The 7994-nt window shown below is 38.4% G+C and carries 6 protein-coding genes and 1 tRNA gene; 4 read left to right on the forward strand and 3 right to left on the reverse strand.

Features of this window, described 5'->3' with window-relative positions; translation table 11 throughout:
- Nucleotides 1–4 precede the first annotated feature (4 nt).
- The gene (locus B8983_RS11530) at nucleotides 5–385 is read right to left on the reverse strand and encodes a c-type cytochrome (protein WP_084285109.1); all 381 of its coding nucleotides are present in this window, start codon (nucleotides 383–385) and stop codon (nucleotides 5–7) included.
- A 174-nt stretch (nucleotides 386–559) separates the two neighbouring features.
- Between B8983_RS11530 and B8983_RS11535 the strand changes: the two genes are divergently transcribed.
- The 3 genes from B8983_RS11535 to B8983_RS11545 are packed head-to-tail and all read left to right on the forward strand — an operon-like array spanning nucleotide 560 to nucleotide 3125.
- The gene (locus B8983_RS11535; RefSeq protein ID WP_084285127.1) at nucleotides 560–1429 is read left to right on the forward strand and encodes an AAA family ATPase; all 870 of its coding nucleotides are present in this window, start codon (nucleotides 560–562) and stop codon (nucleotides 1427–1429) included.
- A gap of 2 nt (nucleotides 1430–1431) precedes the next feature.
- Nucleotides 1432–2607, forward strand: coding sequence for a vWA domain-containing protein (locus B8983_RS11540; protein ID WP_084285111.1), 1176 nt, complete (start codon nucleotides 1432–1434; stop codon nucleotides 2605–2607).
- A 38-nt stretch (nucleotides 2608–2645) separates the two neighbouring features.
- The gene (locus tag B8983_RS11545) at nucleotides 2646–3125 is read left to right on the forward strand and encodes a RidA family protein (protein WP_084285112.1); all 480 of its coding nucleotides are present in this window, start codon (nucleotides 2646–2648) and stop codon (nucleotides 3123–3125) included.
- 78 nt (nucleotides 3126–3203) lie between these two features.
- Here B8983_RS11545 and parC read toward each other — a convergent pair whose 3' ends face one another.
- Together parC and B8983_RS11555 are read right to left on the reverse strand one after the other, a co-directional pair.
- A complete protein-coding gene (gene parC, locus B8983_RS11550; RefSeq protein WP_084285116.1) occupies nucleotides 3204–5543 on the reverse strand; it encodes a DNA topoisomerase IV subunit A in 2340 nt (779 codons plus the stop codon).
- 3 nt (nucleotides 5544–5546) lie between these two features.
- On the reverse strand, nucleotides 5547–7535 hold the full coding sequence (locus tag B8983_RS11555) for a DNA topoisomerase IV subunit B (RefSeq protein WP_084285129.1): 1989 nt from the start codon (nucleotides 7533–7535) through the stop codon (nucleotides 5547–5549).
- Between the two features lie 217 nt (nucleotides 7536–7752).
- On the opposite strand from B8983_RS11555, the gene B8983_RS11560 reads away from it, so the two are divergent.
- Nucleotides 7753–7827 (forward strand) — tRNA-Arg (locus B8983_RS11560).
- Nucleotides 7828–7994: the final 167 nt, after the last annotated feature.

Below are 7994 nucleotides of genomic sequence, written 5' to 3' on the forward strand. Positions count from 1 at the left end.
CAAATTATTTGAGTTTGTTTGGCTTTGTATCAACATTTTGAGCTGAATAATAAACAGCTATATCAGCCATATCTTGATCAGATAATGAACCGGCAATACCTCGCATGGTGGGATGCTTACGCTCGCCTTTTTTGTATGCTGTCAACGCAGAAACAATATAAGAAGCCGATTGACCACCAATCATTGGTACTGTGTAAACTTCAGGCACTGAGGCACGATATCCTGGAATTGCATGACAACCAGCACATAAGCTTACTTTACTAGCGCCCTTCTCTGCATCACCTTTTACATCTTGTTGTGCAAAGGAGCTTGCGGAAAACATGAGTGAAAGCAATAACAAGCCAGAAAAGCGCAATTTGTCCTGAGAGTATTTAGTTTTAGTCATAATAAAAGTGATTTGTAGTGTGAAAATTCTTTAACGATAATAGTATAGTGGACTATCTTAAATTTATTGTTCACTTTAGTGAATAATCAAAATTTAATTAACTTATTATTATAAAGGTGCTCTGCAGTTTTAGCACCAACGACTCTTCTTTAAATAACATTATTAATTAACATGATGAATAACCAAGATCAATCCTCTACTAATCGTTTTAGCGGATCTGCCCAATACGTAGCAACCGATGATTTGCAACTAGCAGTAAATGCAGCCATGATTTTACAAAAACCATTATTAATTAAGGGGGAGCCCGGCACTGGTAAAACCATGTTAGCCGAAGAGGTTGCCAGTTCACTAGGCTTGCCCTTGCTTCAATGGCACATCAAATCATCGACCAAGGCTCAACAAGGACTATACGAGTACGATGCTGTGAGTCGATTGAAAGACTCACAGTTAGGTGACACTAAAGTTAACGATATTGCCAACTACATAGTAAAAGGTGTTTTATGGCAAGCATTTGAAGCGGATCAACCAACCGTGTTATTAATTGATGAAATTGATAAGGCTGATATTGAGTTCCCGAATGACCTATTAAGGGAAATCGATAAGATGGAGTTTTATGTGTATGAAACAAGGCAATTGATCAAGGCAAAATTTCGCCCGATTGTGATTATTACTTCAAATAATGAAAAAGAGTTACCAGATGCCTTCTTGAGAAGATGCTTTTTCCATTACATCGCTTTCCCAGATCCTGTAACAATGCAAAAGATTGTTGATGTCCACTATCCGAAGATTAAACAGGAGCTATTGTCTGCAGCACTAAGAATATTTTATGAAGTGCGAAATATGCCTGGCATTAAGAAAAAGCCATCCACCTCTGAATTAATTGATTGGTTAAAACTACTCATGGCTGATGATATTCCCCTATCAGTATTGCAATCTAAGGAACAGTTAAATTCGATTCCCCCCTTACAAGGTGCCTTGCTCAAAAACGAACAAGATATGCGTCTTTTTGAAAGGCTAATGATGATGAATAAAAACAATCGGTAATCATGCTCATCGAGTTTTTCTTTCAACTTCGAGATGCGAAAATTCCAGTTTCCATCGGGGAGTACCTCAGTTTAATAGCGGCTCTACAAAAAGAAGTCATTCCACCCGCTATTCAAGATTTTTACTTTTTATCTAGGCTTACTTTGGTAAAAGATGAAAAATTTTATGATCGGTTTGATCAAGCTTTTTCTAAATACTTTGCTGGAGTCGAGAGCATCATTGCACTTTCCCATGAGATTTCAAATGATTGGTTGATAAAAAAATTACAAAATGAATTAAGTCCTGAAGAAAAAGCAAAGCTTGAAAAACTAGGTGGATTAGATGCTCTGATGAAGCGTTTGGATGAACTCATTAAAGAGCAAGATAGTCGCCATGAAGGCGGGAAAAAATGGATTGGTACTGGCGGTTCATCCCCTTTTGGACATAGTGGCTATCATCCAGAAGGAATTAGAATTAAAGGTGAAAGCTCTGGTAACCGCACAGCATTAAAAGTTTGGGAGCAAAGAACCTTTAAAGATTATGATGATCATCAAGAACTCAATATTCGGAATATTAAAATTGCCTTGCGTCGACTTCGTCAATTTGCTAGAACAGGCATTGAAAGTGAGTTTGATTTAGACAACACTATCCAGTCAACTGCTGCCAACGCGGGTTATTTAGACATTAAAATGCGCCCTGAACGACACAACAATATAAAAGTGGTGTTGTTAATGGATGTGGGTGGCTCGATGGATGACCATATTCAACGTGTCGAAGAATTGTTTTCAGCAGCAAAATCAGAATTAAAACATCTTGAATATTTTTATTTCCATAATTGTTTGTACGATTATGTATGGAAAAACAATCAAAGAAGACATCTTGAAAAAATTGATACGATGGATATCATCAACAAATACAGTTCTGACTACAAAGTCATTTTTGTGGGTGATGCAACCATGAGTCCCTATGAGATTCTATCCGTAGGTGGTTCAGTTGAGTACAACAATAGCGAACCAGGTGCGATTTGGATAAATCGCATCCTAGACCACTTTAAGAAAGTAATCTGGTTAAATCCAGAACCCCATGGAATTTGGCAATATCGTCAATCTGTTGGTATAGTAAAAGAATTGTTACGTGGCAAAATGTACCCTGTAACCCTAGCTGGTCTTGAACGAGCCATGAACGAATTATCTAAATAAATTTATCTTAATAAAGCGCCTGTCTAATGAAAAAAACCATGATCAACACCCCCTCCCCACTTTATCAACATATCCAAAATTTGGGCATTGTTTTGCCAAAACCATCAGCACCCGCTGCGTCTTATGTAATGTCAACCCATGTTGGCAATTTGGTGTATTTGTCTGGTCACATTGCCAAAAAAGATGGCGTGCCATGGGTAGGAAAATTAGGTAAAGATTTAACAACCGAAGAAGGTAAAGTTGCCGCACGGTTAATTGCGATTGATTTATTAGCCAGTTTAGAAAAACATCTTGGCGATTTAGATTCCATTCAACGCATTATTAAAGTAAGTAGTTTTGTCAACTGCACCCCAGAATACACAGAACATCATTTGGTAACTAATGGCTGCTCAGAACTTCTTGTTGAGGTGTTTGGAGATGCCGGGAAACATGCTAGAAGTGCTGTTGGCGTCAATCAATTACCAATGGGAGTCTGCGTTGAAATTGAGTTGGTTGCTGAAATCTCTACGGATCGTTAAGCAACCATTCATAATATTCAACAATTGATACAAATTAAATGACGAATTGAAACTCATCATTTAATTTGATGCCATTCGTTAATTTGGCTTTACCGGCTTTAATGAAGCTTCTTTCAACTTTGGCTCAACAAAATGACCCTTCTTAGCTCTTGATGTCTTGAACGTTAATAGGTTTTTTTGACTCAAAGAAACTGAACTAGGTTTGTTCGCCCGACCCAAGCCTTCAAATAATAGACCCTGTTCATCAAAACAGATAGCACTCAATAGTTGTGTTTTATCTGGTATATCCATCAAAATGACACCTTTACCACCTGAAGGTAACCGCTTTAATTCAGACACATCAAAGGCAAGTAATTTACCCTCAGATGAGTAACAGGCAACATGTTTCATCGATTCTCTAATTTTATAAACTGGTAAAACCGTATCTTTAGGCGAGAAGTTATCATTTAAACCAACAAATGTTTTTCCTGCTTTATTTCTAGTAATCATATCTGAAACATTCGCTAAGAAACCATTACCAGAGGACATCGCAATTAGCACTAAGTCATCAGTATTACCGGCATAAAAAGCACTCATTTGAGTACCAGCGACCATGTTTACGAGTGAAGTCATTGGTACACCATCACCTCGAGCACCCGGCAAATCAGTAACGGCAACTGAATACACTCGACCATTACTACCGATACCTAAAATAAAGTCAACTGTCCTACACTCAAAGGCCGCATATAGACTATCGCCTGGTTTGAAAGAAAATTGTAAAGGATCATGAGCATGGCCCAAGCGTGATCTCACCCAACCTTTTTGTGAAACTATCACAGTAACAGCTTCATCAACAATCTTGGTTTGGATCATCGAACGTTTTTCTTCTTGAATCAAGGTTCTTCTGGCATCACCGAAAGTTTTACTATCGGCTTCAATTTCTTTAATAATCCGACGACGCATCAAAGAGTCATTGCCTAATAGGCTACTTAACTCAGTCTTTTCTTGATTTAACTGTTCCAATTCCTGCAAAATCTTTATTGCTTCTAATCTGGCTAATTGACGCAAGCGAATTTCAAGAATGTCATCCGCTTGACGTTCAGATAACTTAAAAGCATCCATTAAATCTTTTTTAGGTTCGTCACTCGCGCGAATAATCCGGATTACCTCATCAATATTTAAAAGGATTAATTGTCGTCCTTCTAAAATATGAATGCGATCCTCAACCTTTTTTAAACGAAAACTGGTTCTTTTCGTGACGGTCTCAATTCGGAATTGTGCCCACTCTTGCAAAATGGCTAGCAATCCTTTTTGTCTTGGGCGACCATCGGTACCAATCATGACTAAATTGATCGAAGCATTTGACTCTAGAGATGTGTGAGCTAGTAAAAAATTAGCGAACTCATTCACATCAATATTTTTAGACTTTGGCTCAAATACCAATCGAACTGCAGCATCTTTACTAGATTCATCCCTCACACCATCTAACATGGCTAAGGCCGCTTGCTTTAAAGCGTTTTGATCTGCTGATAAGGATTTTTTACCAACCTTTACTTTTGGGTTGGTAAGCTCTTCAATTTCCTGCAGTACTTTTTGAGTGGATGCATTCGGTGGCATTTCTGTAATCACTAGTTTCCACTGTCCTCTAGCTAACTCTTCAATATTCCACCGGGCTCTCATTTTTAGGCTACCACGGCCTAACTTGTATATTTCTTGGATTTCTTGAGCTGGAGAAATAATTTGTCCACCACCTGGAAAGTCTGGACCAGGAATGATATTTAAAATTTCATCTTCTGAAATTTTCGGATTTTTTAAAATCGCAATACTAGCCGAAGCTACTTCAACTAAATTGTGAGATGGTATTTCTGTTGCCATACCGACTGCGATACCAGACGCCCCATTTAATAAGACAAAAGGAAGTCGAGCTGGAAGTAATGCTGGTTCATCAATTGAGCCATCATAGTTAGGGATGAAATCAACCGTTCCTTCATCAAGTTCATCTAATAATAAACTTGAAATCTTTGTTAATCGAGCCTCTGTATAACGCATTGCAGCTGCGCCGTCACCATCCCTAGAGCCAAAGTTTCCTTGACCATCAATCAGTGGGTAGCGAAGACTAAAATTTTGCGCTAATCGAACTAATGCATCATAGGCTGATTGATCGCCATGTGGATGAAACTTACCCAACACATCACCTACGACCCTAGCGCTTTTAACTGGCTTTGCATCCGCTCTTAAGCCCATTTCACTCATCGAGTACAAAATTCTGCGTTGTACAGGTTTCTGACCGTCGGCTAATTCGGGTAGTGCACGGCCTTTTACGACGCTAATTGCATAATCAAGATACGCTTTTTCAGCAAAGTGCCCTAATACTAATGACTCATTAGGCTCATCAGGCTGGATGTTAGAGAAAAGGTCTAATTCATTATTATTTGCCATTGCTTAAATATCCGCTTCTACTTCGTTACCACGTTCCTCTAACCAAGATCTTCTCGCTGAAGATTCCGATTTTCCCATCAACATATCCATCATCTTATTTGTTTCTTGTAGGCCTAAACTACCCGTTAAAATCGGCAAGAGCCTTCTGGTATCTGGATTTAAGGTGGTTTCCCACAATTGCTCAGGACTCATTTCACCTAGACCTTTAAATCTAGAAATTTGCCAACTCCCCAGTTTAAGACCCTCTTTAACTAATTTATCTTCAATATTTTTCAATTCTGGATGGTCTAAAGCATAGATTTTTTGCGCAGGTTTTTTACCACGTGCTGGCGCATCTACACGAAATAAAGGTGGTCTTGCTACGTAAATATGACCACGTTCAACCAATTTAGGAAAGTGTTTATAAAAAAGAGTTAACAAAAGAACTTGTATATGAGATCCATCAACGTCAGCGTCTGAGAGAATACAGATTTTTCCATAACGCAAGTTACTCAAATCCGGCTCATCATTCACGCTATGCGGATCGACACCGATAGCCACTGAAATATCGTGTACCTCATTATTTGCAAATAATCGATCCCTATCAGCTTCCCAGGTATTAAGTACTTTTCCTCTTAGCGGTAAGATTGCTTGATATTCTTTATTACGTCCCATCTTCGCTGAGCCACCAGCAGAGTCACCCTCAACTAAAAAGATTTCATTAATGATGATATCTTCGCTTTCACAATCAGTGAGTTTCCCAGGCAGAACTGCTACTCCAGAAGATTTTTTCTTTTCAACCTTTTGACCAGCTTTCGTTCTAGCTTGAGCTTGTTTGATGACTAAATCGGCTAATTTTTTACCAAAATCAACATGCTCATTCAGCCATAAGTCTAAGGCTGACTTGACAAACCCTGAAACTAAACGAACCGCATCCCTTGAATTTAAACGCTCTTTAATTTGTCCTTGGAACTGTGGATCTAAAACTTTTGCAGAAAGTACAAATGATGCTCTTGTAAATACATCCTCTGGCATCAACTTAACACCTTTAGGAAGCAAAGCATGCATTTCTATAAAGGATTTCACAGCATTAAAGAGTCCCTCACGCAGTCCACTCTCGTGCGTTCCACCAGCAGTAGTTGGAATTAAATTGACATAGCTTTCACGCACTGGGGTCCCAAATTCTGTCCAAGCAACTACCCAGGATGCACCCTCTCCTTGCGCAAAACTTTCTTCTCCCACAATATCGGGTTGCGCGAAATGTTCACCCTCAAATGGCGGAATCAATGGTTCAGTATGACCCAGTTGAGCCATCGCTTCATCCAAATAACCCCTTAAACCCTTTTCATAAAACCATGATTGAGTTTCATTATTTTTCTCAATCGTTAAGTTCACCTTCACCCCAGGAAGCAAGACTGCTTTTGATCTCAACAGTCTCTGTAATTCGCTTAAAGGAATTAATGGAGAATCAAAATACTTTGGATCCGGCCAAACCCTAACTCTTGTACCATTTGTTTTAGTACCTTTAACAATCGCTTTTGATTGAATATTTTCTACCAAAAATCCGTTTTCAAAAGCCAACGTTGAGAAGAGCTTATCTCTACAAACCTCTACTTCAAGACGTTTCGATAAAGCATTGGTAACCGAAACACCAACACCATGAAGACCACCTGAAAACGCATATGCGCCAGCTGACCCTTTTTCAAACTTACCTCCTGCATGAAGTTGCGTAAAAACAATCTCCACCACAGGTTTCTTTTCATCAGGATGCATTCCAACAGGAATGCCTCTACCAAAATCCTCAACGCTAATACTGCCGTCTACATGCATTACTAAAGAAATCTCTTTACCATGACCACCTAGTGCTTCATCTGATGCGTTATCAATGACCTCTTGAATGATATGTAATGGATTATCGGTACGGGTATACATACCCGGTCTTTGTTTTACAGGCTCCAAACCCTTTAAAACTTTAATGGATGATTCGCTGTAATTTTCTTTACTTGTTGACATAGAAATAACTAATTTGGCTTGCCACATTTGAATGATTGAATCTCAAGATGATATTCTAAATCGCTGACTATCTTATCAATAATCAAAATGAATTATCACCATTTATCCTTATTAAACACGAACCATTTTCAATAAGCCATTGATCTAATGAAGTATTTATTTTTTTATCCAATCTGAAAATTAATATTTTTAAACATTCATTGTAAAATCTTAAAATCTCGCCGTAGTTCAATGGATAGAACGTATGCCTCCTAAGCGTAAGATACAGGTTCGATTCCTGTCGGCGGGACCAAATAACTTGTAATAAAGAAATTATTGCGATTGAAAAGAACATTATTACAATTTTTTTAATTTTAAAAATATTGGCTCTTCACCATAATCGGGGGATGAGCATTTATTAAACACGATTAATTACTCCATTCCAACCGCATAAAGCCAAGACTCTCAGTCGGTAGTTTT

This window comes from Polynucleobacter kasalickyi, from assembly GCF_900176405.1.
Lineage (GTDB): Bacteria > Pseudomonadota > Gammaproteobacteria > Burkholderiales > Burkholderiaceae > Polynucleobacter > Polynucleobacter kasalickyi.